This window comes from Streptomyces antimicrobicus (assembly GCF_020532625.1).
Lineage (GTDB): Bacteria > Actinomycetota > Actinomycetes > Streptomycetales > Streptomycetaceae > Streptomyces > Streptomyces antimicrobicus.
This window is the reverse complement of sequence record NZ_JAJAUY010000087.1, coordinates 1-25,083: the sequence shown is the minus strand read 5'-3', so window position 1 is coordinate 25,083 and position 25,083 is coordinate 1. Positions and strand designations below refer to the sequence as shown.

The 25,083-nt window shown below is 74.8% G+C and carries 22 protein-coding genes; 13 read left to right on the top strand and 9 right to left on the bottom strand.

Going from position 1 to position 25,083, the window contains the following annotated elements; translation table 11 throughout:
- Together LG632_RS20405 and LG632_RS20400 are read left to right on the top strand one after the other, a co-directional pair.
- The coding region (locus LG632_RS20405) for a TolB family protein (RefSeq protein WP_374203526.1) at positions 1 to 981 on the top strand (981 nt) is incomplete at its 5' end.
- Positions 982 to 1,056: 75 nt separating this feature from the next.
- On the top strand, positions 1,057 to 2,775 hold the full coding sequence (locus tag LG632_RS20400) for a serine/threonine-protein kinase (protein WP_226728818.1): 1,719 nt from the start codon (positions 1,057 to 1,059) through the stop codon (positions 2,773 to 2,775).
- 105 nt (positions 2,776 to 2,880) lie between these two features.
- Here LG632_RS20400 and LG632_RS20395 read toward each other — a convergent pair whose 3' ends face one another.
- Positions 2,881 to 3,528, bottom strand: coding sequence for a DUF4360 domain-containing protein (locus LG632_RS20395; protein ID WP_226728817.1), 648 nt, complete (start codon positions 3,526 to 3,528; stop codon positions 2,881 to 2,883).
- Positions 3,529 to 3,738: 210 nt separating this feature from the next.
- Here LG632_RS20395 and LG632_RS20390 point away from each other — a divergent pair, with 210 nt between their 5' ends.
- A complete protein-coding gene (locus LG632_RS20390; RefSeq protein ID WP_226728816.1) occupies positions 3,739 to 4,566 on the top strand; it encodes a dienelactone hydrolase family protein in 828 nt (275 codons plus the stop codon).
- Positions 4,567 to 4,626: 60 nt separating this feature from the next.
- Entirely contained in the window at positions 4,627 to 5,349 is a 723-nt protein-coding gene (locus LG632_RS20385; protein WP_226728815.1) for a hypothetical protein, read from the top strand.
- A gap of 17 nt (positions 5,350 to 5,366) precedes the next feature.
- Here LG632_RS20385 and LG632_RS20380 read toward each other — a convergent pair whose 3' ends face one another.
- Positions 5,367 to 6,047 carry a TetR/AcrR family transcriptional regulator C-terminal domain-containing protein gene (locus LG632_RS20380; protein ID WP_226728814.1) on the bottom strand — a complete coding sequence of 227 codons (681 nt, stop codon included), beginning with the start codon at positions 6,045 to 6,047 and terminating at the stop codon, positions 5,367 to 5,369.
- Between the two features lie 159 nt (positions 6,048 to 6,206).
- Here LG632_RS20380 and LG632_RS20375 point away from each other — a divergent pair, with 159 nt between their 5' ends.
- On the top strand, positions 6,207 to 7,703 hold the full coding sequence (locus LG632_RS20375) for an FAD-dependent monooxygenase (RefSeq protein ID WP_226728813.1): 1,497 nt from the start codon (positions 6,207 to 6,209) through the stop codon (positions 7,701 to 7,703).
- Between the two features lie 102 nt (positions 7,704 to 7,805).
- Here the strand turns inward: LG632_RS20375 and LG632_RS20370 are convergent, their stop codons facing one another.
- The 3 genes from LG632_RS20370 to LG632_RS20365 all read right to left on the bottom strand — a co-directional run bounded on the left by LG632_RS20370 (position 7,806) and on the right by LG632_RS20365 (position 9,597).
- Entirely contained in the window at positions 7,806 to 8,177 is a 372-nt protein-coding gene (locus tag LG632_RS20370) for a hypothetical protein (RefSeq protein WP_508618716.1), read from the bottom strand.
- A 558-nt stretch (positions 8,178 to 8,735) separates the two neighbouring features.
- Positions 8,736 to 8,861: a hypothetical protein gene (locus LG632_RS30305; RefSeq protein WP_264202053.1), complete on the bottom strand. Its 126-nt coding sequence runs from the start codon at positions 8,859 to 8,861 to the stop codon at positions 8,736 to 8,738.
- Positions 8,862 to 8,943: 82 nt separating this feature from the next.
- A complete protein-coding gene (locus LG632_RS20365; RefSeq protein ID WP_226728811.1) occupies positions 8,944 to 9,597 on the bottom strand; it encodes a DUF4360 domain-containing protein in 654 nt (217 codons plus the stop codon).
- Positions 9,598 to 9,891: 294 nt separating this feature from the next.
- Between LG632_RS20365 and LG632_RS20355 the strand changes: the two genes are divergently transcribed.
- From LG632_RS20355 to LG632_RS20340, 4 genes are all read left to right on the top strand, one after another.
- On the top strand, positions 9,892 to 12,843 hold the full coding sequence (locus LG632_RS20355) for an efflux RND transporter permease subunit (RefSeq protein WP_308108778.1): 2,952 nt from the start codon (positions 9,892 to 9,894) through the stop codon (positions 12,841 to 12,843).
- Positions 12,844 to 12,971: 128 nt separating this feature from the next.
- Positions 12,972 to 13,448 carry a DUF7144 family membrane protein gene (locus LG632_RS20350; protein ID WP_226728810.1) on the top strand — a complete coding sequence of 159 codons (477 nt, stop codon included), beginning with the start codon at positions 12,972 to 12,974 and terminating at the stop codon, positions 13,446 to 13,448.
- Between the two features lie 141 nt (positions 13,449 to 13,589).
- Complete coding sequence (locus tag LG632_RS20345) at positions 13,590 to 14,558, top strand: poly-gamma-glutamate hydrolase family protein (protein WP_226728809.1); 969 nt, start codon at positions 13,590 to 13,592, stop codon at positions 14,556 to 14,558.
- A gap of 241 nt (positions 14,559 to 14,799) precedes the next feature.
- On the top strand, positions 14,800 to 15,786 hold the full coding sequence (locus LG632_RS20340; RefSeq protein ID WP_226728808.1) for an NAD-dependent epimerase/dehydratase family protein: 987 nt from the start codon (positions 14,800 to 14,802) through the stop codon (positions 15,784 to 15,786).
- A gap of 66 nt (positions 15,787 to 15,852) precedes the next feature.
- Here LG632_RS20340 and LG632_RS20335 read toward each other — a convergent pair whose 3' ends face one another.
- Complete coding sequence (locus LG632_RS20335) at positions 15,853 to 17,076, bottom strand: S8 family peptidase (protein ID WP_226728807.1); 1,224 nt, start codon at positions 17,074 to 17,076, stop codon at positions 15,853 to 15,855.
- A gap of 520 nt (positions 17,077 to 17,596) precedes the next feature.
- Between LG632_RS20335 and LG632_RS20330 the strand changes: the two genes are divergently transcribed.
- The 3 genes from LG632_RS20330 (at position 17,597) to LG632_RS20320 (ending at position 19,975) form a co-directional block, all read left to right on the top strand.
- A complete protein-coding gene (locus tag LG632_RS20330; protein WP_226728806.1) occupies positions 17,597 to 18,991 on the top strand; it encodes an NADP-dependent succinic semialdehyde dehydrogenase in 1,395 nt (464 codons plus the stop codon).
- Position 18,992: 1 nt separating this feature from the next.
- Positions 18,993 to 19,289: an acylphosphatase gene (locus tag LG632_RS20325; RefSeq protein ID WP_226728805.1), complete on the top strand. Its 297-nt coding sequence runs from the start codon at positions 18,993 to 18,995 to the stop codon at positions 19,287 to 19,289.
- A 125-nt stretch (positions 19,290 to 19,414) separates the two neighbouring features.
- Complete coding sequence (locus LG632_RS20320; protein ID WP_226728804.1) at positions 19,415 to 19,975, top strand: hypothetical protein; 561 nt, start codon at positions 19,415 to 19,417, stop codon at positions 19,973 to 19,975.
- Positions 19,976 to 20,221: 246 nt separating this feature from the next.
- Here the strand turns inward: LG632_RS20320 and LG632_RS20315 are convergent, their stop codons facing one another.
- Positions 20,222 to 21,685: a hypothetical protein gene (locus tag LG632_RS20315; RefSeq protein ID WP_226728803.1), complete on the bottom strand. Its 1,464-nt coding sequence runs from the start codon at positions 21,683 to 21,685 to the stop codon at positions 20,222 to 20,224.
- Positions 21,686 to 21,776: 91 nt separating this feature from the next.
- Positions 21,777 to 22,571, bottom strand: a complete 795-nt coding sequence (locus tag LG632_RS20310; RefSeq protein ID WP_226728802.1) for a class I SAM-dependent methyltransferase — start codon at positions 22,569 to 22,571, stop codon at positions 21,777 to 21,779.
- Between the two features lie 176 nt (positions 22,572 to 22,747).
- Between LG632_RS20310 and LG632_RS20305 the strand changes: the two genes are divergently transcribed.
- Entirely contained in the window at positions 22,748 to 24,376 is a 1,629-nt protein-coding gene (locus LG632_RS20305) for a phospholipase D-like domain-containing protein (protein ID WP_226728801.1), read from the top strand.
- A 19-nt stretch (positions 24,377 to 24,395) separates the two neighbouring features.
- On the opposite strand, the gene LG632_RS20300 is transcribed toward LG632_RS20305, so the two are convergent.
- Complete coding sequence (locus tag LG632_RS20300) at positions 24,396 to 24,995, bottom strand: TetR/AcrR family transcriptional regulator (RefSeq protein ID WP_226728819.1); 600 nt, start codon at positions 24,993 to 24,995, stop codon at positions 24,396 to 24,398.
- Positions 24,996 to 25,083 lie beyond the last annotated feature (88 nt).

The following is a 25,083-nucleotide window of genomic DNA, read 5'->3' as shown; positions in this document are numbered from 1 at the left end:
GCGGTGCCGATCGCGGCGGCGGCCCTGGTCGCGCTGTCGACGGTCGCCGTCCTGGTACTGCAGCCGTGGTCCGGCGGGTCCGGGTCGGGGTCGGACGACGGCGCCAAGGGCGGTGGCACCGGGGCGCCCTCCTCGCCCGGCCCGACGGGCCCGGCCCCGTTCCCCACGGCCCCGTTGCTGATCCGCGCGGACCCGGTGCTCGGCGTGCAGAACTGCCGCAGCGTCATCGCCCGGCGCACCCCGGACAGCGCCACGCCGTCCGGGCTGACCTCCACCGACGGCTGCCCGAGCCTGCCCCAGTGGTCCCCGGACCGCCGGTCGTTCGCCTACACCCGGACCACCGCGCAGGGCTCCTCGGTCTGGACGGCCGACGCCGACGGTTCCAACCCCCGCCGGATCATCGACGTCGCCGGAGGCCGGGCCTCCTGGTCCCCCGACGGCAAGCGCCTGGCCGTGCTGCGCACCAAGGACGGCGTCCAGCAGCTCTTCGTCGTGAACGTAGCCGACGGCTCGGCGGTCCAGCTGACCACCGGCCGCGGCCCCGTGGAGGACCCGGCGTGGTCGCCGGACGGCAAGCGGATCGCCGTCTGCCTCCAGGCCGGCAAGGACGGTTGGCAGATCCACCTGGTGGACCCCGAGGCCCCGGGGACCGCCCCGCAGCAGGTGACCCGGCTGCCGCACCCGGCGTTCGACCCGATGTGGTCCCCCGACGGCCGCACGTTCGCGTACACGGGCGGGACCTACGGCCAGGGCACGCAGGGTGACATCCGCCTCGTGGGCACCGACGGGACCGGCGACCGCGCCCTGGTCTCGACCGGCGAGCACGAGATGGACCCGGCCTGGTCCCCCGACGGCGGCTGGCTGGCCTTCGTCCGCGGCCCGTACGAGGCCCCGGTGATCTGGGCGGTCCGCGCCGACGGCACCGATCCGCGCCGCCTGACGCCCGAGTCGCTGAACGAGGCCCACCCGGGCTGGCGTTGACGACACCCGGCGGATCGGCGCCGGGGCCGGGGCGGGTACGGCATCATGACGGTGGTGACGGACGGGGGGTCAGGAATGGCGCTGCGTGACGGGCCGGACGACGACCGCGAGGTCGGCGGGGGCCGCACGGTGATAGGCGGGCGGTACCGGCTGCGGGAGCGGCTGGGTCGCGGGGGCATGGGCGTGGTGTGGCGGGCCACCGACGAACTGCTCGGCCGCTCCGTCGCGGTCAAGGAGCTGAACGTCGAGGCGGGGGTCGATCCGGCGGGCGCGCTGCGCGAGGCGCGGGCCGTGGCGCAGATCCGGCATCCGCACGTGATCGTCGTCCACGACGTCGTCGAGGACGACGGCCGGCCGTTCATCGTGATGGAGTTGGTCGACGGCGGCTCGCTCGCCGACCGGCTGGCCGCCGTCGGCGGGGCCCTGTCCCCGCGGGAGGCCGCCCGGATCGGTGTGGACCTCCTGGACGCGTTGACCGCCGCCCACGCGCACGACGTGCTGCACCGGGACGTCAAACCGGCGAACGTCCTGCTGGAGGCGGGCACGGGCCGGGTGGTGCTGACCGATTTCGGCATCGCCAGCATGCCCGGCGCGACGACGATCAGTGGGACCGGAGTCTTCGCGGGCACGCCGGAGTACTCGGCTCCGGAGCGGATGCAGGGCGCGGACGCCGGTCCGGCCTCCGACCTGTGGTCGCTCGGGGCCCTGCTGTGCGCGGCGGTGACGGGCGAGTCGCCGTTCCGCCGGGACTCGCTCGGGGCGGTGCTGCACGCCGTCGTCTACGAGGAGATCAGGCCGTCGGCGCGGCTGGGGCCGCTGCTGCCGGTGGTACGCGGTCTGCTGGAACGGGATCCGGAGCGCAGACTGGACGCCGAGCGGGCCCGGCGGCTGCTGGCCGCGTGCGCGGCCGGCGACGACAAGGCGGGCGGCGGCGCGGGCGGGGCGGCGTACACCCCGACCGAACCCGCGGGCCCCCGGCCCGCCGAGCCCGTCCGCCAGGACACCCCCGACCCCGGCGAACCGGCCCTGGACCGCTCCCCGCGCCCGGAACGGACCGACCGCCTCGACCGGCTCGACCGGCACCGGGGCGCGCGGGTCGCCCTGGTGGTGGCGGGGGCGGTGGCGGCCTGCGTCGGCGCGGTCACGGCGGTGACCCTGCTGAACGACCGGACGCCGGACGGCGGTCTGGCCGGCCCGAGCAGCTCGGTGACGGCCCCGTACAGTCCTGCGCCGACGGCACCGCCGTCCTCCTCCGGCCCGTCGTCATCGTCCGCGCCGCCACCGGCCGGTTCGCCCTCGCCCGCGCCGTCGGAGCGGGCGACGCCTCCGCAGACACCGCGGGGGTCGTATCCACCGGCCGGCTACACGTCGGTCAGCGAGCGCACGTTCAGCTTGCTGGTCCCCGCGGGCTCCCGGCGGTCGACCGACGGCGAACGGATCTTCTACATCACCCCGGACCAGGCCGTCAGGGTGGGCATCAAGATCAGCGCCGTTCCGCCCGGCGGGGCGCTCGGCGCGATGCGGGAAGCCGACCGGAAGGGCCCGGTCAACAACCCGGGGTACCGCGACAACTCGGTGACCGAGACCACCCACTTCGGGCAGCCGGCCGCGTTCTGGGAGTTCACCTGGAAGGGGTTCAGCGCGGCCGAGGGTCCCCGGCACACCTTCGACATCTGCTGGGAGGACGAGGGGCTGCTCTACGACGTGTGGGTGTCGGCCCCGACGGGCCGGATGCGCGAGGCCCGCACCCACTTCGACACCGCCGTGAACTCCTTCCTGCCCTTCGCCCACTGACCCGGGCGGGGCCCACGCCCCGGCCGGGTCAGCCGTCGGCCGTCAGCCGTCAGCCGTCAGCCGTCAGCCGTCAGCCGTCGAGCAGGGGTCGTCGGGCAGGGGCCGTCAGGCCGGCGCCTCGCACTTCTTCCAGGCGAAGTGGTACTTGCTGTTGATGCTGCCGTCCGTCGAGTCCAGCGCCATGTAGCTGGTCCTGGTCGGGTCGGACGTGCCGACCTCGGCGCGCAGTTCGGTGTTGATGTTGAAGTTCCGCTTCTCCCCGCACGGCGCGAAGACCAGCGCGTGGATGTCCGCCGTGTCGGTGACCTGCCAGTTGTCGTCGAGCGCGCCCTGGAAGCGGTGGCTGCGGGCGGCGGTCTGGCTCATGCCCTGGAAGTAGTAGCTGGCCTTCTGCGTGCCGACGGCACCGGGCTGGAGGCTGCCGAAGCCCCGGTAGTCGACCTGGGCGATGGCGTACGTGTAGCCCTGGGGGACGTTGACGACCAGCGAGAGCTGGCAGTTCTTGCGGCCCTCGACCGCCGTGCTGTCCCCGCCGGCGCGGGCCAGGTACTCGCTGTAGGTGACGGTGAAGGCCGTGTTGTCGGGGGCGACGGCGACGGCCGCGCTGCCGGGGCGGCAGCCCGAACCGTTGACCGTGGCCACGTCCACCGTGATCTTCCCGGTGGGAGCGAGGTCGTCGGCCCCCGCGGGCGGAGCGGCGGCGGTGACGAGCAGCATCGCGGCGGCTCCACCGAGAATCACCGGCTTGAGCATGGGAAATCCCTTCTCGTACGTACGCGTGGAGGAGGCCGGGCCGCAGTTCTGGTGGCCCGCACCGGGATTCAGCGTCGAGGAGCCGTCGGCGGGCCGCACCCGCACCAGGGCCGTCTGGCGCAGCGGCCCGACACCGGTGGGTCCAGGAGCCGGAGGACGGGTGGATACTGCCCGGTAGGCATCGACACCACCCGCCGTTGAGAGGTCACCGTGAGCGGATCAGCACCCGTGTCCCAGCTGGCCGGATGGCGCCGGGAGCCGTTCTCCTGGCAGGGCGTCACACACGACTGCTACGAGCGGGGGGAGGGGCCCGGGGTCGTCCTGCTGCCGGAGCTGCCCGGCATCAGCCCGGAGGTGACGGGGCTGGCACAGCATCTGGTCGACAGCGGGTTCACCGTGGTGGTCCCGTCGCTGTACGGCACGCCCGGTGCGCCCGCCTTCGGGGCGCGGGCGTTCGTGACCATGGCCCGGGCGTGCGTCTCCCGCGAGTTCCTCGCCTTCGCCACCGGCGGGCGGCGGCCGGTGGCCGACTACCTGCGGGCCCTGGCCCGCGAGGTCGCCGCCCGCACCCCGGGTGCGGGTGTCGGCGTCGTCGGCCTGTGCTTCTCGGGCGGTTTCGCCTTGGCCGCCGCCGTGGACGACACGGTCCTCGCCGCCGTGATGAGCCAGCCCTCGCTGCCGCTGCCGCTGACCAAGGCGTGCCGGGCCGACGCCGGGCTGTCCGAGGGCGAGCTGGGCGAGGTGGTCCGGCGGACCCGGGAGGACGACCTGTGCGTCCTGGGCATGCGGTTCACCGGGGACGCGCTCGTCCCGGCCGAACGGTTCGACACGCTGCGCCGGCGACTGGGCAGCGCCTTCGAGTACATCGAGCTCGACTCGCGGCCCGGCAACCCGGACGGCTTCGGTCCGCGCGCCCACTCGGTGATCACCCACGAGGTCCGCGAGACGCCCGGCCACCCGGCCTTCGAGGCCCGCGAACGGACGGTGGCCTTCCTCCGCCGCCAACTGGCGCCGACGACGGCGCCCGTGGCCGACTGACCGCGCCCCCGCTCGGAGGGCGCCCGCTTGGGCGGCGCCCGTGCCGGGCATGACCTGAGGATGAGGCCGCGTGCTTTCGCCCGGAAGTGGTACGAGCGACGACTGCCCGTCTGGCTACGGGCGTTCGTCGCGGTCGCGGCGGTGATCGGCCTGTACTGCGGCGTTTCGGCCACCGTCGACGGCTACCACGAGACCCTCGCGTACCGCGACGCCGTGGTCTGCAACCGCGACGGCTGCGTGCGCAAGGAGACCGGAACGATCCTCGACCGTCGCTCCGGCCAGCACTGCACGACGAGTTCGGGCAGCGCGGGGAGCACGGCGGGCACCGCCGGCGGTACCGGCGGCACCTCCACGTGCACGCCCTACTACCAGGTGCGGGTCTCCTGGCAGGGCGGCACCGACTGGCTCGGCACCAGCAGGAAGGCGTACCAGGAGGCGAAACCGGGGGACGCGGCGGAACTGCGCACGTGGCGCGGCTCGGTGGTGCGGATGGAGGCCTACGGCGAGGTGTCCAGCTACCCGCCGCGGGCGGAGGCCTCGCTCGACGAGTGGCTGGCCCTGGCCTGGGTCTCGGCGATCGTGCTGCTGTGGTCCCTGTTCGCCGGACGCCTCCTGGCCCTCTTCCACCTCCTGTTCGCCGGTTTCTTCGTCGTCGTGCTGAACGGGTTGTTCGGTACGGCCCTGCTGTTCTGGCTCCCCCTGGTCTTCTGCGCCGTCCAGGTCGTCCTGCTGGCGGGGGCGGCGGTGGCAGCCCGGATCGCGGGGGTCGTGACGGATGGGTGAGGAGCGGAGGACGGCCGTCAGCGGATGCCGTAGCGGGCGCTGACCCCGTCGAGGATGAGGTGCAGTCCTTCTTCGAAGTGGGCGTCGTAGTCCTCGAAGATGTGCGGGCCGGCCGCCGCCGCGACCGGGTACGCGGCGAGGCGCTCGCCGCGCTCGGTCACGTCGTAGCCCTCGCGGCGTTCGCCCGGCATGGGCTGGACGCCCTGCTCCTCGCTGACGAACCCCAGGGTGTAGGCGAAGGCCGTCGAGAAGGTGCGGACCGCCTGGGGCAGGTCGAAGCCGGCGTCCAGCAGCGCGCGCAAGTGGACCTCCGTGTGCTCGGCGTGCTCGGTGCCGGTGAAGCGCGAGCCGCTGAAGACGCGGGCGCCGTCGCGGTAGGCGAGCAGGGCGCGCCGCAGGCCCACGCAGGCGGCCATGACCCGGTCCCGCCAGGTGGGTGGTGACGCCCCGTCCGTGAGGGGCTGCGGCGCGGCCGTCATGCGCCGGTACATCTCGGTGGCCATCTCGTCGATGAGCTCCTGCTTGTTCCTGAAGTGCCAGTACAGCGCGGGGGCCTTCACGTTCAGCTCGGTGGCGATGGCGCGCAGGGTCAGCTTGTCCAGCCCCGTCTCGTTCAGCAGGCGCAGGGCGGCCTCGGCGACCGTTTCGCGGCTCAGCGGGGGGACGCGCGGCGGGGTGCGGTCGGACGCGGGAGTCATGTCCTGCCTCTCCTCCTTCTGGGGGTTGACAGCTTAACAGCGTTAAGGGCACTCTCGTCAGGCAGGCTCCTTAACGCCGTTAAGGAGACGGAGGCGACGTCGCCACCGGTGCGGCGTCGCGCGAGCGAGTGGGGAGGCACGAGGGACGTGAGGAAGACCGTGAGGAAGACCGTGAGGAACGACGTGGCGGACCCCGGGACCGAGGTGCTGGTCGTGGGCGCCGGACCGACCGGGTTGGCGCTGGCCTGCGACCTGGCCCGGCGGGGGCTGCACCCCCTCGTCGTGGAACGCGCGCCGGGGCTGTTCCCCGGCTCCCGCGGCAAGGGCATCCAGCCGCGCACGCTGGAGGTCTTCGACGATCTCGGCGTGCTCGACGAGGTCCTGCGGCTCGGCGGGACCGCTCCGGTCGGGATGGCCTGGAGGGACGGGACCCGGCTGGGTGAGCACCGGATGTTCGACGAGGTGCGGGCGACCGAGCAGGCGCCGTACGTGGGCCCGTGGCTGCTGCCTCAGTGGCGCACCCAGGAGATACTGCTCGCCCGGCTGCGCGCCCTGGGCGGTGACGTGCGGTTCGGCCAGGAGCTGACCGAGCTCACGCAGGACGCCGAGGGCGTGGAGGCCGTGCTCGTCGCGGCCGAGGGAGGCGAGGCCCGCACCGTCCGCGCGCGGTACGTCGTCGGGGCCGACGGCGGCCGGTCCACGGTGCGCCGGCTGACCGGCATCAAGATGACCGGCGAGCGCGTCGACGCCACCCCGGTGCTCGTCGCCGACGTCGTGATCACCTCCCTCGACCGCGACCACTGGCACATGTTCCCTCCGGCCGAGGACGGCAGCCGGGGCTTCGCGGCCGTGTGCCCGCTGCCCGGCACGGACGTGTTCCAGTTCGTCGGGCAGTACCCGCAAGCGCGCGAGGAGCTCACCGCGGACGATGTGCGCGCGCTGGTGGCCGAGCTGACCCACGTCCGGGCGGATGAGGTCACCGAGGTCCGGTGGGCCTCGGACTTCACGGTGAACGCGGCGCTCGCCGACCGCTTCCGCGCCGGACGCGTCTTCCTCGCGGGCGACGCCGCCCACATCCACTCACCGGCCGGCGGCCAGGGGCTGAACACCAGCGTCCAGGACGCGTACAACCTGGGCTGGAAGCTGGCGGCGGTGCTGCGCGACGGCGCGCCCGAGGCGCTGCTCGACACGTACGAGGAGGAGCGGCTGCCGAACGCGGCCGCCATGCTGGGGCTGTCCACGAGCATCCACCGCGGCCGGGCCCGGCGCGGGGCCGCCACCCGGCAGCTGGGCCTGCACGTCCGGGACTCGTCGCTCACCGAGGAGCACCGCGCGGACATCCCCGAGGAGGGTGTGGCCGCGGGCGACCGCGCGCCGGACGGCCGGCGCGACGGCGTCCGGCTCTTCGACCTCTTCCGGGGCCCGCACTTCACCTTGCTGGCCGTCGACACCGACCTCCCGGAGCAGCTGCCCGCGCTCCCCCGCCTGCGCACGGCCCGGATCGGCGCGTACGCGTCCTACGGCCGCGGCCTGTTCCTGATCCGCCCCGACGGCTACATCGCCTGGGCCGCCCGGTCGGCCGCGGACGCGCCGGCGCTCATGGCGTGGTCGAAGCAGGTGGCCGGTCCGACGGGCCTCATACCGGCGGACGCGTAGCCGAGGCCGAGCTGCTCGGCTCCGGCACCGTCACGGTCCACGCCCCCGAGGTGGGCTTCCACCGGGTTCGGCCCACAGGGTGAGCTCGGCCCCGCGTGCCGGCTACAGGCTCAGTACGTACCACTGCTTCCCGGACCGGCTGTGCAGGTAGAGGTTCGGTCCGCGGCCGACCGGACGGGCGTACTCCGACAGCGGTGCTCCGTTGGGCATGGTGAGGACGGCTTCCTCGACCACGACCGCTTCACCGTCGGTCAGGCTGCAGTGGTGCAGCTGGTCCCGTCGACCGGCACGACGTGGACCGCCGCCGAGGAAGAGGACGTCGTTGCCCTGGACCGCCAGGCCCAGAGGGGACTTCACGGGGCTCTTCCACACCCGGCTGCGCCCGTCGGGCCGGGATTCGAGGAGGGGGAATTCGGGCCAGTAGACGGCCCAGGCCGCTGCGTCGGTGACGTTGAGGGCGTAGACGGTGTCGATGTGGGGGGCTCCCTGGGGCGGCCAGTACTCCCACAGGCGGTTGCCCCCGCTGTCCCATCGGGCCAGACCGGCGGCGCTGAACGGGGTCGACGTAGACCCCTTCGTCGTAGTAGGCGCTCCAGAGGTGGTGCCGGCGGTCCGCCATCATGAACTCCACCGCAGTGCCCAGGGCGAAGCGGTGGCGGGGGCGGCCGTCGCGACCGAATATCTGAGCGTTGCGGTCGCCGGCGAATCCGCTGCCCTGCAGGACGAACCGGCCGTTGGGCAGGGCGTCGAGGCGGATCGGCACCAAGGGCACACCGTACAGGGGCCGTTCCTCCACGCGTCCTGCGTCGTCGATGACGACGAGCGCGTCGAAGGGCACCGTCAGGGGCTGGGGCCGGGCCTTCCCGTAGCGGTTCGCGGGGAGGACGGCATCGGGGCAGATCAACCACAAGGCCCTTCCCCAGGCGTCCACCGTGGAAGCCAGCACCTTCCGGCTGTCGTACTGCCGAGGCAGCAGTGCGTAGGGGCGCAGCGCCACCGTCTTCACGGTCGGGCCCGGGGGGGCGGTGTCGCTCAGGCGGAGGTCTCCAGGGCGGGGGCACGCCAGGCGGGGCTGTCGAAGTAGTGGTCGTCGCAGTCGTCGGCGTCGTACCACTCGCCCTCGTCACCCGGGAGTTCTTCTCGTATGCCCTCGTTCACGGTCAAGATCATAGAGGGGAGCGACACACGGCGGCGGAGGGTCCGGACGGCCGGGCCGTCGCACGACCCGGCCGTCCGCGGCTCACCTGCCGGGACACTCCTTCCAGGCCAGGTGGTAGATCGTGCTGATGTCGCCGTCGGTGGAGTCCATGGTCATGTAGCTGACGGAACCAGGAGCGGAGGTGCCCTTGTTGATGCGGAGCTCGGTGTTGATGTTGAAGTTCCGCTGCACCCCGCAGGGTGCCCAGACCAGTTGCGCCCAGTCGGTCTCGTCCGTGGCCTGCCAGTTGTCGTCGTAGGGGCCACGGAAGGTGTGCGTCCGGTAGGCCGTCTGCGGCGAGCCCTGGAAGTAGTACGAGGCCTTCTGCGTGCTGCTCGCGCCCGGGGCCAGGGCGGCGTAGCCGCGGTAGTCGGCGCTGGCGACGGCGTACGTGAAGCCCTGGGGGACGTGCACGACCAGGTTGAGCTGGCAGTTCTTGCGGGCCTCGGTGGGCGGCGCGCCGCCGCCGAGCTGGGCGAGGTACTGGCTGTAGGTCACGGTGAAGGCGGTGTTGTCCTGGGACACCGCGATGGCGGCGGTGTCCTTGGGACAGCCGGAGCCGTTGACCGTGGCGATGTCGATCACGATCTTGTCGGGGGGCGGGTCGACGATCGCCGACGGTCCTTGGTGCTGCACGGGCAGGGCGGTGGCGAGCAGGGCGGCGATCGCGCCGCCCGCCCACAGTCCTCCGGCCATGGTTCTCCAATCGACTGCTTGCACAGAAAGGCATGCCCATGACAAGTCGAGGATGACGAGCCAGGGCGCGCGACGGACGGAGCGCATGCGGGTGGGTTCCCTCGATCCAGGAGGACCGGGTACCGGAATCGTAGGAACCCGCGCACGGCACGCTAAGGCGATGTCCGGCCAATCGCCTCGCGTATCCGCTGAGCGGACGTACTGCATTCGGTGACAGTTGGTCAGGTCCACGTCCGATCGTCCCGATCGTTAGGGGTGTACCTCAGCCCCGACGTTCGAATGGACACCCGTGGCGTGACCTCCCTCGCCCGCCTCTGCGTGCGCCACCACCGGGTGGTGCTGACGGTGTGGGTCCTGCTCGTGGGGGCCGGGCTCGGTGCGGTGGGCCCGGTCCTGGACCGCCTGGACCGGCAGGCGTGGAGCGTGGCGGAACACGAGTCGGTCGAGGCCAACGAGGTGATCGCGGGCGCACGGACGTACGGCGAGCAGATCGACGCGGTGGTGGCCGGCGCGCCCGTGACCGACCCGGCCCTGCGGCGCGCGCTGGACGCGGCGCGCCGCGGGATCACGGCGATCCCGGGCGTGCAGGGAATGACCGTGCCGCCCGCCGCCCTGCCCATCCCCTCCCGGCACCCCGGCCAGGACCCGGCCGCCGACCGTCCCGCCCCCACCGGCGCCCCCCTGCCGGACCCGCCGGACCGTGACGCGCCGCCCGGGGCGGGCGACGGCCGCTCGGGGCGCGGCGGGGCGGCGAACGGCCGGGCGGAGGCGGAGGTGGTGGCCGAGGGCCGGGCCCCGGCGGGAGCGGCCGCGCACGGCCGGGCCCAGGCCGGAGTGGCAGCGCACGGCCGGACCGAAGCGGGAGCGGCAGCGGACGGCCGGACCGCGGCAGGGGTAGCAGCGCACGGCCGGACCCAGGCAGGAGCGGGAACGGACAGCCGGACCCAGGCAGGAGCCGAAGCGGACAGCCGGGCCCAGGCCGGAGCGGCAGCGCACGGCCGGACCGCGGCAGGGGTGGCAGCGCACAGCCGGACCCTGACCGGAGGGGCAACGGACGGCCGAGCCGAAGCGGGAGCGGGAGCGGCAGCACACGGCCGGACCCAGGCGGGGGTGGCAGCGCACGGCCGGACCCAGGCAGGCGCGGCAACGGACAGCCGGACCCGGACCGGAGCCGAAGCGGACAGCCGGGCCCCGGCCGGAGCGGCAGCGCACGGCCGGACGGCGGCAGGGGTGGCAGCGCATGGCCGGGCCGAGGCGGGGGTGGCGGCCGACGGCCGGGCGGTGCTCGTTTCCGTGCGCTTCCGGCGGGAATGGGCCGGGAAGGCCTTGGAGCGGGCCGAGGCGGACGTCGAGTCGCGGCTGCGCGCGATCGCCGGCGCCCGGCCCGGCGTGGAGGTGACGCTCGGCGGCAGTGACCGGGCTCGCCGGGCGGTGGCCGCGCGCTCGGTGGCCGACACCCGCCGCAGCGAGCTGATCACGTTGCCGTTGACGCTGGTGGTGGTCTACCTGCTCTTCGGGGGCCTCGCCGCCGCCTCGGTGCCGGTGCTCGCGGCGGTGAGCACGGTGCTCACGGGGATGCTGTGGCTGCTCCTGCTGTCGCGCTGGTACGCCCTCTCCTCCCCCGCCCTGTCGACCACGACCATGCTCGGGCTGGGGCTGGCGATCGACTACGCGTTGATGACGGTGGGCCGGTTCCGGGAGGAACGGGCCGCCGGGCACCCGCCGCCCGAGGCCGTCGAGCGGACGATGCGGACCGCCGGACGGACGGTCTCCTTCGCCGCGCTCGTCGTGGCCGCCGCGCTGTGCGGACTGGCCGTCTTCCCCAGCGACTTCTACGCCGCCCTGGGTCTGGCCGCGGCCGGGACGGTGGCCCTGTCGCTGGCCGCCGCGCTGACGCTGACGCCCGCGCTGCTGACGGCCTTCGCCCACCGGATCGGCACCCGAGCGCCGAGCGGGTCCGCCGTCCGTGGCGGCGCGGGGGACGGCCCTGGCGACAGCGCGGGGGACGGCCCTCGCGTCGTCCATCGCGACGGCCCTCGCGACGGCGCGGGGGACGGCGCGAGGGAGGACGCGGGGGACGGGTTCGCCCGGCTGGCCCGCTGGACGCGGCGGCACGCGGCGCCGGTCGCGGCCGGTGTCGCGGTGCTGCTGCTCGCCTGCGCCGTGCCGTTCCTGCGGGTGCACCTGGTCAGCCCCGTCGGGGAGCAGCAGCTGCCCCCGGCGGCCGAGGCCCGCCGGTACGCGGACCTGGTGGCGGAGCGGTTCCCGCACCACCGGCCCGACGCGGCCGTCGTGGTCGCGCGGACCGGTCCGGCCCGGCTCGACGCCTGGGCGGAGCGTTTCGCCGGCCGCCCCGAGGTCGCCGAGGTGGCGCCTGCCACCGCGCTGGGTCCGGGCGTCGCCGCGGTCCGGATCGCCCCCGCGACCGGCGAGGACGGGCGGGAGGGACGGCCCGAGGCCGCGGGCGTGCCCGGTGAGCGGCTGGTGCGGCTGCTGCGGGCCGAGCGGCCGGCCGGGTTCCAGGCCTGGGTGACCGGCCGCGGCGCCGCCGACCTGGACTTCCGGGCCGAGGTCGTGGACCGGGCGCCGTGGGCGGCGGCGTTGATGGCGCTGACCACCGGTGTGCTGTTGCTGCTGATGACGGGATCGGTGCTGCTGCCGCTCAAGGCGCTGGTGATGAACACGCTGTCGCTGGGTGCCTCCTTCGGCGCCTTGGTGCTGGTGTTCCAGGACGGGTGGGGCGCGGAGCTGCTGGGCGTCCACACCCTCGGAGGACTGGGCTACTGGCTGCCGGTGGTCGTGTTCACGCTCGCCTTCGGCCTGTCCATGGACTACGAGGTGTTCCTTCTGTGCCGGATCCAGGAGCTGTACGACGCCGGGTACGGCAACGACCGGGCGGTGGAGCTCGGGCTGCGGCGCTCGGCACGGATCATCAGCTCGTCGGCGGCGTTGATGTGCCTGGTGTTCGCCGGTTTCGCCACCGGTGAGCTGCTGGTGGTCAAGCAGCTGGCGATCGCGCTCCTGGTGGTGGTCGTGGTGGACGCCACGCTGGTGCGCTGCCTGCTGGTGCCCGCCACGATGACGCTGATGCGGGACGGCAACTGGTGGGGTCCCCGGGCCCTGAGCCGCCGCCGTCCGACGGCGGCCCCGGCGGCCCCGGCGGCCCCGGCGGCCCCGGCGGCCACAACGGCCCCGGCAGCGGCCCCGCCGGCGACCACGGCGGCCGAGCCGGTCAGGGCCGACTGATTCACCCGAACGGCTCAGCACCGGTCGCCGCCCGTACCCGTTCGGCCCATGCTCGAACAGCCTGGGCAGGCGCAGGACGGTCCTGGTGCACGACGCCCGGGCGCACCTGACACGAGGAAGGTGGCGCCATGACGACCACTCCTGGCAGCACCCCGCCGGCGGGCACGCCCGGCACCTCCGGCGGCCGAGTGCCGACCCGGTCCGGCAGCGGCGGCAACGCCTGGGCGAACGGCGGCACGGTCTTCGCCGGCGTGATGCTGGCGGTCAGCGGTGTCTTCACGCTCCTCGAAGGCATCGTCGCCCTGGCCAAGGACCAGGTGTACACGATCATCAACGACTACATCTTCAAGTTCGACCTGACCGCGTGGGGCTGGATCCACCTCCTCCTCGGAGTGCTCCTGCTCGTCACCGGTCTCGCCATCCTGGCGGACAAGGGATGGGGCCGGGTCATGGGCATCGTGTTCGCGTCCCTGTCCGTGATCCTGCACTTCCTGTGGCTGCCGTACCAGCCCTTGTGGGCGATCATCGCGATCGCGATCGCGGTCTTCGTGATCTGGGCGCTGTGCGCCGACACCCGCGACGACAACGCCCTGGCCGGGCCCTGACCGGGCGGGGAGCGGAAGACGACCGGTGGTGGCCGGTTCCGTCCGTGGACGGAACCGGCCACCGCCTGTGCGGTGCGTCCCGGTGCGGACGTCCCTAGGCTGCCTGCTGACCGCTCAAGATCATCCCAGGGGGGACGACCCGTGTCTCAGCAGCAGTTCCGCACCCAGCAGCGCGACGGCGGCGCCCAGGCCTCGGGCGCCAGCCGCCGTTCCCTGCTCGCCGGCCTCGCCGCGGCGGCCGTCGGCGGCTCGGTGCTGTCCGCGGTGACGGGCGGCACGGCGTACGCGACCTCCGCCGACGACCGCTTCGCGTCCAACACCGACATGTACCGCGCCTTCGCGGCCTCCGCGGACCCGGCCGACGGCGAGGGCAAGGACTTCGTGCGGCGCTTCAAGCGCCACCAGATCGCGGACTTCGACCGGGACGGCCACCCCCCGTACATGCTGACGACCGTCCTCGCGATCCACGGCGGCGGTATCGAGGTGGGCACCAGCGAGCTGTGCCTGGGCATCGCCGGCTACGACCCGGAGCCCGTCAACGCCGGGCAGCGCTACCCCGGCCTGGCCGCCGCCGAGCCGGTGTACGACTTCTGGATGCTCGAAGGCACCCGGAGCTCCAACAACTCCGAACTGCACGTCACCTCCGTCCACTGCGACGACCACATGGCCCTGTCGATGGCGGCGAGCAGCCTGAACACCCTCAGCGTGCACGGTCTGCGGTGGGAGCAGGCCCACCCGGCGTACGCCGACAACCCGGGCGGGCTGCCCGACAAGAAGGGCGTGGTCGTGGGCGGCCGGGACGCCACGTTCCGCGACATCCTCACCCGGCGCCTGAAGAGCGCCGGCTTCCAGATCTTCCCGGGCAGCGGTGACGTCAACGGTGACGAGGAGCTCAACATCTGCAACCGCACGATGACCGGGCGGGGTGCCCAGCTGGAGCTGACCCGCGAGCTGCGCGACAGCTTCTTCGCCCCGAGCGCCGACTCCCCGGCGGACCGCGGCACGTCGTGCAAGGCCAACGCCCAGTACAAGAAGTTCGTCCAGGCCTGCCGTGCGGCGATCGTCGAGCGCGAGGCCCTCCAGCGCGCGGAGTTCGTGGTCGGCCGCTGAGCCAAGAAGAAGGTCGGCCAGGTGCCGGTGAGCGGGAGCACGAGCGGGCTGTAGGGGGCGATCTCCCCTGAGCAGGAACGACCAGTGGTCCGGAAACGCCTTGCGGACCCGGAGTGGAGGACCTCGGCGAGCGGGAGGGCGCGTGGGCGCCGAACGGGTGAGACGACTCGCGTCCGCCGCCGGCCTCCGCTCTCCGCGAAGTCGGGTGCCCGTGCCTGCCGGCGGGTGCTTGGGTGGGCGCATGGAGATCTTGGTTCTGGGTGGGACGGCCTGGCTGGGCCGGGAGCTGGCGCGGCAGGCGGTCGGGCGGGGGCACGCGGTGACGTGCCTGGCGCGGGGTGAGAGCGGCGCCGTGGCAGAGGGGGCCCGGCTGGTGGCGGCCGACCGGCGCGACCCGGCCGCGTACGCGGCGCTGGCGGACCGGACCTGGGACGCGGTCCTGGAGGTGTCCTGGCAGCCCGGCTTCGTCCGGGGCGCGCTGGCGGCGCTCGGTGGGCGGGCGCGGCACTGGAGCTACGTGTCCTCGGTCAGCGCCTACGCCTCCCACGGCGTGGCGGGCGCGGACGAGTCCACGGAGCTGCTGCCGCCGCTCGCCGACGACGAGGCGGACCGCTCGCGGTACGGGGAGGCCAAGGTCGCCTGTGAGCAGGCGTCGACGGCCGCCGTGGGCGACCGCCTGCTGATCGCGCGCGCCGGGCTGATCGGCGGCCCGGGCGACCACAGCGGGCGCTCGGGCTACTGGGTGGCCCGCGCCGCGCGCGCCCCGCAGGCACCGCTGCTGGTCCCGGACGCGCCGGACCTGCCGACCCAGACCGTCGACGTACGGGACCTGACCGCGTGGCTGCTCGACAGCGCGGAGCGCGGCACCACCGGGACGTACGACGCGGTGGGTCCGGTCGTGCCGTTCGCGGAGTGGATCGAGCTGTCCCGTGCCGTCGGCGGCCACACCGGGCCGGTGGTCGGCGCGTCCTCGCAGTGGCTGCTGGAGCAGGGCGTGGCCGAGTACATGGGGCCGGAGTCGCTGCCGATGTGGCTGGCGGAGGCCGGCTGGGAGGGCTGGTCGGCGCGGACCGGCGCCGCGGCGCGGGCCGCGGGGCTGCGGCACCGGCCCCGGGCCGAGCTGCTGGCCGACACCCTGCGGTGGGAGCGGGCGGAGGGGTTGGACCGGCCCCGGCGGGCCGGCCTCAGCGCCGGGCGGGAGCGGGAGCTGCTCGACGCGCTGGCGTGACGACGGACGCCCCCTTCGCCGGGGCGGCGACGGCCGCCCCCTCCCCCGGTGAAGAGGGCCGCCCCGTCACAGGCCGCCGGAGTGCAGGAGCCGGTCCGTAGTGCCGGCGGGTACGCCCTTGAGGACTCCGGGGGTGGCCCGTTCGACGATCCACGCCCGGACCTGCGCCGGGGTCGCGGTGGGGTGGGCCGACAGGTGGAGGGCGGCCACGCCCGTGACGTGCGGCGCGGCCCAGGAGGTGGCGGTGGACTCGTCCTGGACGATGCCGCCGCCCGCCACCACGGAGGTGATCCGCCCGCCGGGCGCGTAGAGGTCCACGCAGCGGCCGTGGCCGGAGCCGTAGCCCTCGGAGTCGGTCCAGTGCCGGTCGTCGTCCGTCGCGGCCGCGACGACGAGCGCGCCCTCGACCCCGGCCGGGGAGTGCCCGCAGGCGTCGTCGTTGAAGTTGCCCGCCGCGACGACCGTGGTGATCCCGGCGTCGATCATGCGCCGGACGGCGGCGTCGACGGTGGCGGAACGGTTCTTGAGGTTGAGGGACATGTTCACCACGGCCGGCCGGTGCGCATGGGCGGTCACCCAGTCGGCCGCCTTGACGATCGCCGCGTCGTCGGGCCCGGGGGTCGCGCCGGCCGGTCCCCCGGGTCCCGGCGTGACGTCCTGCGGACGGGAGGCCCCGCCGCCCTCGTCGCAGCTGATCGCCTGGACGCGCACGAGGCGCGCCCGGGGGGCGATGCCGTGCGTCCGGCCGGCGATGACGCCCGCCACGAAGGTGCCGTGGCCCAGCCCCGCACCGTCGAAGCAGTCCCCGGAGTCGGGCGCGCCCACGAAGTCGGCGCCCGGGGTGGCGCGGCCGGCGAACTCGGGGTGCCCGACGTCGAGACCGGTGTCGATGACGTAGACGGTGACCCCGGAGCCGTCCGCGGCGACGGTGAACTTCCCGTCGAGCGGGCGTTTGCGCTGGTCGAGGCGGTCCAGGTGCCACGGGACGCCCGTACGGACGACCGGCCCGGGGCGCGCGGGGCCGGAAGGGGCGGCCGGTGCGCCGGAGGGGGCGGCCGGCGGAGCCGCCGGTGCGGAAGGGGCCGGGCCGGTGCCCCGCGCGGATCCGGACGGGGCCGGGGCGGGTCCCTCCTCGCCCGGCGTACAGGCCGCGAGGGCCAGCACGGCGGCCGCCGTCAGCGCGGCCGTCCGGGCACGGGTCGCGCCCGGGCCGCGGCGCCCGGGCGCGACCCGTGCCGTGGCCGCTCCGCTGCCGCGTCCCCTGCCCGGTGCCGTGTTCCGTCGTGCCAAGTCCCGTGCCGTGTCCCGTGCCACGTCCCGTGCCATGTCCCGTCCCCCGGTCCGTCTCGTCCGCCCGCCGTCAGCGGCGGAGACGACGCGGAACCGCCGGCGGTTGCCGGGCGGGGGGACCACGCCGTGGGGTATCGGCCCGGGGCGCGGGACACCGCCGGGAACCTCCCCGAAAAATTCCGGACTTTTCCGGCGCGAACCTACCGAAAAGCGATAATCTGGTAATAGGCCTACGAGGCGAGCGAGGGAGTTCGACTGGAGTAGCCGACTTCGGCGGAAGGTAGTGGAGTCCGCCAGGGCCGACGTCTTCGGTCGGGCTGAGAGGCCCGAGGGATGCAGTGACCCGAGGGCGACCCCCAGCACCTGATCCGGACAATGCCGGCGCAGGGAGTCCCGCTTCGTAGGTCGTTGCTGTGCGTCCGTACCGGGCGTCCGCACCACGGCGGACCCGCGTTTGCGGGGCCGTGCCGCACGGGGCAGGGTCGAGGAGTTGGCAAGCCCGACCGAGCGGAGGCGAACGATGCCGATTGCCACGGTGAACCCGGCCACGGGTGAGACGCTGCGCACGTTCGACCCGCTGGGTCCGGGCGAGATCGACCAGTGCCTCGCCGACGCCGCGCACGCCTTCGCCGCCTTCCGCACCACCGGTTTCGCCCAGCGGTCCGCGCTCCTGAACCGGGCCGCCGATCTGCTGGAGGGCGACCTCGACGACATCGCCCGCACCATGACGATCGAGATGGGCAAGCCCCTGGCCGCGGCCCGCGCGGAGGCCGCCAAGTGCGTCAAGGCGATGCGCTGGTACGCCACCCACGCCGAGTCCCTGCTCGCCGACGAGCGCCCTGCCGACGCGGACGTCCGCGACAGCGGCGCCTCGGCGGTCCGGGCGCACTACCGGCCGCTCGGCGTGGTCCTCGCGGTGATGCCGTGGAACTTCCCCCTCTGGCAGGTCGTACGGTTCGCCGCGCCCGCGCTGATGGCCGGCAACGTCGGCCTGCTCAAGCACGCCTCCAACGTCCCGCAGACGGCCCTGTACCTGGGCGAGCTCTTCGAGCGCGCGGGCTATCCGCACGGCTGCTTCCAGACCTTGCTGATCGGCTCCGACGCGGTGGAAGCCGTCCTGCGGGACGGCCGGGTCGCCGCGGCCACCCTCACCGGGAGCGAGCCCGCCGGGCGCGCCGTCGCCTCGGTGGCGGGCAGCGAGGTGAAGAAGACGGTGCTGGAGCTGGGCGGCAGCGACCCGTTCGTGGTGATGCCCTCGGCCGACATCGAGCGGGCGGCGAGCACCGCCGTCGTCGCGCGGGTGCAGAACAACGGCCAGTCCTGCATCGCCGCCAAGCGGTTCATCGTGCACGCCGACGTCTACGACGAGTTCGCCGAGCGCTTCACCGCCGGCATGGCCGCCCTGACGGTCGGCGACCCGCTGCAGGAGACCACCGACGTCGGCCCCCTGGCGACCGAACGGGGCCGCGCCGACCTGGAGGAACTCGTCGACGACGCGGTCGGGCGCGGCGCGAGCGTGCTGTGCGGCGGGCGGCGCCCGCCGGGGCACGACCAGGGCTGGTTCTACGAGCCGACCGTGCTGGCCGGCATCACCGAGGACATGCGGATCGACCAGGAGGAGACCTTCGGGCCGGTCGCGACGCTGTACCGGGTGGCCGACCTCGACGCGGCCGTCGAGCGCGCCAACCACACGCCCTTCGGGCTCAGCTCGAACGTGTGGACCCGTGACGAGGCCGAGGTCGACCGGTTCGTCCGCGACCTCCAGGCCGGCGGCGTCTACGTCAACGGGATGACCGCCTCCCACCCCGCGCTGCCGTTCGGCGGCGTCAAGCGCTCCGGCTACGGCCGGGAGCTCTCCGGGCACGGCATCCGCGAGTTCTGCAACGTGACCACGGTGTGGCAGGCGGCGTCCTGAGATGGTGCGGACACGCGTGGTCGTCTCGGGACGGGTCCAAGGGGTCTACTTCCGCGACAGCTGCCGGACCGAGGCACTGGCCCACGGGGTGACCGGCTGGGTGCGCAACCTGCCCGGCGGCCAGGTGGAGGCGGTGTTCGAGGGCGCCGAGGACGCCGTGGCCCGGATGGTCGGCTGGATGCGCACGGGGCCGCCGACGGCGGACGTCCGGGGCGTCGAGACGTACGAGGAACCGCCGTCGGCGGAACCGGACCCGGGCCGCGGCTTCGAGGTACGGCCCACCCCCCGGGTCGGCTGAACGGGCACGGGCGGCACGCGTACGCGCTCCGGCCGGGCCGCGTACGCGTGCCGCCCGCGGGTAGGCGGGGCACCGCGAGGGTCCTCGGGGCCAGGGGGCCGACGGGGCGGGAAGGAGCAGGAGTCATGCCGCGGGTATCGGTGGAAGGCGCCGACGTCGTCGTCCGGCTGTCGCCGCGGGAGATGCTGGCCGCGCGCCGCCGTACGGTGCGCGTGCCCGTCGCCGCGGTGCGCGAGGTCTTCGTGGAGCCGTCCTGGTGGCGGGCGCTGCGCGGGGTGGCGGACCGGGGAGGGCGCCGCCCGGGCCGGTCCGTCGGCATCCGGCGGACGGCGCAGGGCGAGGACTTCACGGTGGTGCGGGGCATCGGGCCGGTGCTCTGCCTCGACCTGGGCCCGGGCGCCCCCTTCGGCCGCCTGGCCCTGTCCGTCCGTGATCCGCAGGCCGCGGAGCGGGCGCTGCGCTCGGCGCTCCCGGAGCCGGAGGCCGAGGAGCAGCCGGAGGCGCCCGCGGAGCCGGAGGCTCCGCCCGTGCCCCGGCGCCCCAAGCTCCAGCACGAGGGCGGTGTCGTGGACGACCACGGGCGGGCGCCCGGCGTGCCGTCGCGGACCGGGACGGGGGCGGAACCGCCGGCCGACGACGAACGGGTCCGCCGGGCCAACACCGGCCCGCGCCCGGCCGACGGCTGACGGCCGGCGGCCCACGGCCCCCCGCCTGGTGCGGTGCGTAGCCTCGCCGCCACGCCCTGTGCGCCGACGCGCTGACCCTCCCCGACCCGGCCTATGCTGGAAGCGGCGGCCGGTCCGTGGTGAGCGGCCCGGGGCGGCCGCCCCGGCGGCCGCGGGCACGCACCCCTCCTGTAATCCCCCGCGCCTGCGGCGCCGGTCCGGGGCTCGCGTCCCCGGCCACCCCTCTGCCAGACAGGGCTCGTGCCCTCAACTCGCCGTGCGCTGCAGGACCTCCAGCCGGCGCTCGACGCGCGTGAGCAGGTCCGGATCGAGGGTCGGCAGCGCCTGGAGCAGGCTCAGCAGGTCCGGGCCGGCCTCGGCGGCGTCGTCGGTGTCGCTGACCTGGGTCCAGCAGTACAGGGCCCCGGCCGCGGCCGCGAGGACCTCGGTGGCGTCGGAGGGCTGACGGGCCAGGCGGGTCCGGCCGGCGCTGATCCACAGCCGGGTGGCCTGCCGGTGGTCGCCCGCCATCCGGGCCAGGTCGGCGCGGATCTCCCGCCAGTGGGTGGCCTCGGGCGAGGTACGGCCGCAGGTCTGGATCGCGTACTCCTCCCAGGAACGCGCCAGGTCGGCCGCTTCCGGGTGCTTCCCCGAAGTGGCCAGGGCGTGGATGTGGGGCCGCGGGTCCGTGCCCGGCCCGGCGTCCGGCGGCAGCGGGGGGAGCGGCGGCAGGGGCGGATCGGCCAGCGTGGCGAGGGCCGCGGTGTCGGCGCGGTCCGCACCCGGCGGTTCGTCGCCGGGCCGCCCGTCGGCAGCGGTCCCGCCGACCGCCGTCCCGTGGGCAGCGGTCCCGTCGGCAGCCGTCCCGTGGGCGGGTTCGTGGTGCGGATGCGGGGAACGGGCCCCGCCGACGTCCGGGTCCGGGGCGGCGCTCGGCGCGTGCGCCGCACCGGCCGCGTGCGGGGCGCCGTACGCCGCTTCGGCCCCCTGTCCGGCCCCCGACCCGGCCGCGCCGTACCCGCCGAACCCCGCCGGGACCCCGGCCGGGGAGGCGGCGAGTTCGCGGGTGGACGGCAGGACCAGGGCGCCGGGCGGAAGTGCCGCGGAGCCCACGGCGAAGGCGTGCAACTGGGCGTTGGCCGGCCGGCTGGGCATGCGGCGCAGTTCGTCGATCCAGTGCCGGGTGTAGGTGCTGACGGCTTCGCCGCCGCCGGCGAACGCGGGCGGTACGACCACGCCGTAGACCTCGGCGGGCGGGACGAGCGGCGCGGTGCCGTGCTGCTGGAGGACGGGCCAGGCGGCCTTGTCCGCCGCGAGGTCGAGGACGACGGTGGTCAGCGCGGCGGGACGCCCGCGCAGTTCGGTGGTCAGCCAGTCCCAGGGCAGCGCGGTGTACCGGACCGAGGAGGACGTGGTGCCGGCCAGCGCCAGGTGGAGCTGCCGGCCGCGGCGGTCGACGGTGAGCCGTCCGGAGAGGTAGACGAGCAGCGGTCCCGGGGTCGCGGCGGCCGCGCGCAGCCGCATCAGCACGGTGTTGGGGTCCCGGGCACCGTCCAGGTAGGTGGTGTCGCTCGGGATGGTGCTGCCCAACAGGAGCTCGGGGGGAACCACGGCCAGCGCCGCCAGGTTCGCACTCGGTGCGACCTGGACCGCGCGCCGCCGCACCGCGGCGTCCCCCGCTATGAGCAGGACATGACCCCGCTGCCGCTGACCTGCGCCGTCGATGTGCATGAACAGAAGGTACTCACAATCCGCCGCTCGTTGATGCACCGGGAGCTACCGTACCGGCCCGTGAGCGGGCGGAGCGGCGGGCCAGGGCGACTCAGTGCGCCACCGCGGTGGTGACCACCAGCGGTGGACGCCTCCGCTCGGCCTCCCAGTCGCGGCTGCGCACGACGTCGGGGTCGGCGACCTCCTCGGCCTCGTCCACCGTGGGGCGGTGCTGCGTGACGTCGTGGAAGCCGGTGTCGTGGAGCAGACCCGCGAACAGCTCCACGGGCCAGGCGTGGTTGCGCACCTCCTGCCAGCTGCCGTCCCTGCGCAGCAGCCGCACCGTGAACTCCTCGCCCGGCGTCGGGCCCGGCCCCGGTCCGCCGATGCGCAGCGACGCGTACTCCGGCCCGGCGCAGGCGGGGTCGGTGGTCAGCAGGACGAACGGCCCGCCGGGCCGCAGCAGTCGGCGGACCTCGGTGAACACCGCGAGCAGCCCCTCCTGCGTGGGCACCGACGCGAGCACGTGGTTGCACATCACCGCGTCGGCGCAGCCGTCCGGCAGGCCGGTCGCCCGGCCGTGTTCGACCAGGTGGAATTCCGCCACGGCGGTCCCGGCGCGGCGGGCCAGTTCGAGCATCTCGGGTGAGGTGTCCACGCCCAGCACCCGGGCGCCCAGCCGGCGGGCCGCGGCGTCGGCGACCGTGCCGGGGCCGCAGCCGTAGTCGACCAGGACGTCTCCCTCGCCGATCCGGCGGGCGAGGTGCCGGAAGACGAAGGGGTAGCCGAGCAGCCAGTCGGTGGCCGCCTCCACGGCGGCGAACGCCCGTGCCCCTTCGGGCCCGGACCAGGCGCCGCCGTCCGGGTCCCGCGGCGGCGTCGCGGAACCCCTCGACCTCTCGTGCACGGTCCCACTATCGACCCCCCGGGGCCCGGTCCGGGTGCTACGACACGGGGCTCCGGCGCGGCGGGCGCGGGGCGTGGCCGGATCCGTCCCAACGGAATCCCGAACTCCCGCTACGGGCTGGTAACTTCCGCGGGTCGATCTCGACACCCGCACGTCATCTGCACGAAGGAAACACCGTGATACGTCCGCGCCACGCGGCGGTTCCAGCCCTCGCCCTCGCCCTGACCCTGCTGCCGGCCTCCGGCGCGCTGGCCGCCCCGGCGAACCCCTCCCCCGGTAGCACCCCGTACCTGGACGCGGTCGAGCAGACCCTGCGTCAGGTCTCCCCCGGCCTCGAAGGCCGTGTGTGGGAGCGTACGGCGGGCAACCGGCTCGACGCCTCGGCGCCCGGCGGCGCCGACTGGCTGCTGCAGACGCCCGGCTGCTGGGGAGACGCCACGTGCGCCGGGCGTCCGGGGACCGAGCGGCTGCTGGCCAAGACGACCCAGAACATCTCCCAGGCGCGGCGCAGCGTGGACATCTCCACCCTGGCCCCCTTCCCCGACGGCGCCTTCCAGGACGCGATCGTGGCGGGCCTGAAGGCGTCGGTGCAGTCGGGGCACCGGCTCGACGTCCGGATCCTGGTCGGCGCCGCGCCCGTCTACCACTCGACGGTCGTCCCCTCGAAGTACCGCGACGAGCTGGTGGCCAAGCTGGGCCCGGCCGCGGCCGGCGTCAACCTCAACGTGGCCTCGATGACCACGTCCAGGACGGCCTTCTCGTGGAACCACTCCAAGCTGCTGGTGGTCGACGGCACGTCCGTGATCACCGGCGGGATCAACAGCTGGAAGGGCGACTACCTGCAGACCTCCCACCCGGTGGCCGACGTGGACCTGGCCCTGACCGGCCCGGCGGCCGGGTCCGCGGGCGCGTACCTGGACACGCTGTGGGACTGGACCTGCCGCAACCGGTCGAGCTGGACGAGCGTCTGGTTCGCCTCCTCCAACGGCGCCGGTTGCATGCCGACCCTGCCGCGCGAGGCCGCGCCCGCGGCGGGGACCGCGACCGGCGGCGGAGCGGGCGACGGGGTTGCGGTCGTGGCCGTCGGCGGGCTCGGCGTCGGCATCGCGGACCGCGACCCGGCCTCGACGTTCGCGCCGGTCCTGCCGACCGCGCCGGACACCAGGTGCGTGGTCGGCCTGCACGACAACACCAACGCCGACCGCGACTACGACACCGTCAACCCCGAGGAGAGCGCCCTGCGCTCCCTGGTCGCCGGGGCCACCCGGCACGTGGAGATCTCGCAGCAGGACATGAACGCCACCTGTCCGCCGCTGCCGCGCTACGACATCCGCCTCTACGACACCCTCGCCGCCAAGCTGGCGGCCGGGGTGAAGGTCCGGATCGTGGTCAGTGATCCGGCCAACCGCGGCACGGTGGGCAGCGGCGGCTACTCGCAGATCAAGTCCCTGAACGAGATCAGCGACGTGCTGCGCAACCGGCTGAACGTCCTGACCGGGGACGCCGGCGCGACGCGCACGGCGATGTGCTCGAACCTGCAGCTGGCTTCGTTCCGCAGCTCCGAGCGCCCGCAGTGGGCCGACGGGCACGCGTACGCGCAGCACCACAAGCTGGTCTCGGTCGACGGCTCCGCGTTCTACATCGGGTCCAAGAACCTCTACCCGTCCTGGCTCCAGGACTTCGGCTACGTCGTGGAGAGCCCGGCCGCGGCCGGCCAGCTGGCCGAGGGGCTGCTCGCCCCGCAGTGGCGCTTCTCGCGGGCCGCCGCCACGTACGACTACGAGCGCGGCGTCTGCCAGGGCTGACCGGCGCGGCAGCGCACGTTCACGGGCCCAGGAGGCCGGCCAGGTGGCCGCCGAGGACCTCTTGGGCCTGGCGCGGGGTGAGGTGGCCGACGAGGACGTGCGCGGTGAGGCCGTCCGCGAGGGCGAGGAGGGTCCGGGCCGCCCGGCGGGCGTCGTCCGGTCCCGTCTGCGCGCCGGTCTCCTCGGCCGCTTGCCCGACCAGCCGGGTGAACGCGTCCTCCAGGGCCGCGTAGTCGGTCCGGAGGGTGCGGGCGAGCGGTGCGCTGACGACGGCCTGGGCGAGGAACGCCAGCCAGATCCGGGCCTCGGCGCGGTGCTCCTGCCGGAGCAGCGAGACCTCGGTGGCCGCGTGGCGCAGGGCGGTCCGGGCGGAGCGTTCGGGCCCGCCCGCCGGGTCCTGGCGGACCCGGCCGGTGATCCGCTCGCCGATGTGGGTCAGCGCGAACACCAGCATCTCCTCCTTGGTGCGGAAGCACCGCTGCACGGCCCCCATGGACACCCCCGCGCGGGCGGCGACGTCGCGCAGGGTCACGCCCTCCAGGCCGCGTTCGTCGGCGAGGGCGAGGACGGCGTCGGCGACCAGCAGCCGCCGGCCCTCGTGGTCCACCTGTCTGGGCACGGCCGTTCTCCTCACCTTCCGTGGGGGGGGGGGGGGGGGGGGGGGGGGGGGGGGGGGGGGGGGGGGGGGCGGGGGGGGGCCGGGCGGG

Bases quoted from the DNA above. Each gene is read 5' to 3' on its own strand.
- LG632_RS20400 (WP_226728818.1), top strand. From the start codon at position 1,057: ATGGCGCTGCGTGACGGGCCGGACGACGACCGCGAGGTCGGCGGGGGC.
- LG632_RS20395 (WP_226728817.1), bottom strand. From the start codon at position 3,528: ATGCTCAAGCCGGTGATTCTCGGTGGAGCCGCCGCGATGCTGCTCGTC.
- LG632_RS20385 (WP_226728815.1), top strand. From the start codon at position 4,627: ATGAGGCCGCGTGCTTTCGCCCGGAAGTGGTACGAGCGACGACTGCCC.
- LG632_RS20380 (WP_226728814.1), bottom strand. From the start codon at position 6,047: ATGACTCCCGCGTCCGACCGCACCCCGCCGCGCGTCCCCCCGCTGAGC.
- LG632_RS20365 (WP_226728811.1), bottom strand. From the start codon at position 9,597: ATGGCCGGAGGACTGTGGGCGGGCGGCGCGATCGCCGCCCTGCTCGCC.
- LG632_RS20350 (WP_226728810.1), top strand. From the start codon at position 12,972: ATGACGACCACTCCTGGCAGCACCCCGCCGGCGGGCACGCCCGGCACC.
- LG632_RS20340 (WP_226728808.1), top strand. From the start codon at position 14,800: ATGGAGATCTTGGTTCTGGGTGGGACGGCCTGGCTGGGCCGGGAGCTG.
- LG632_RS20330 (WP_226728806.1), top strand. From the start codon at position 17,597: ATGCCGATTGCCACGGTGAACCCGGCCACGGGTGAGACGCTGCGCACG.
- LG632_RS20325 (WP_226728805.1), top strand. From the start codon at position 18,993: ATGGTGCGGACACGCGTGGTCGTCTCGGGACGGGTCCAAGGGGTCTAC.
- LG632_RS20320 (WP_226728804.1), top strand. From the start codon at position 19,415: ATGCCGCGGGTATCGGTGGAAGGCGCCGACGTCGTCGTCCGGCTGTCG.
- LG632_RS20315 (WP_226728803.1), bottom strand. From the start codon at position 21,685: ATGCACATCGACGGCGCAGGTCAGCGGCAGCGGGGTCATGTCCTGCTC.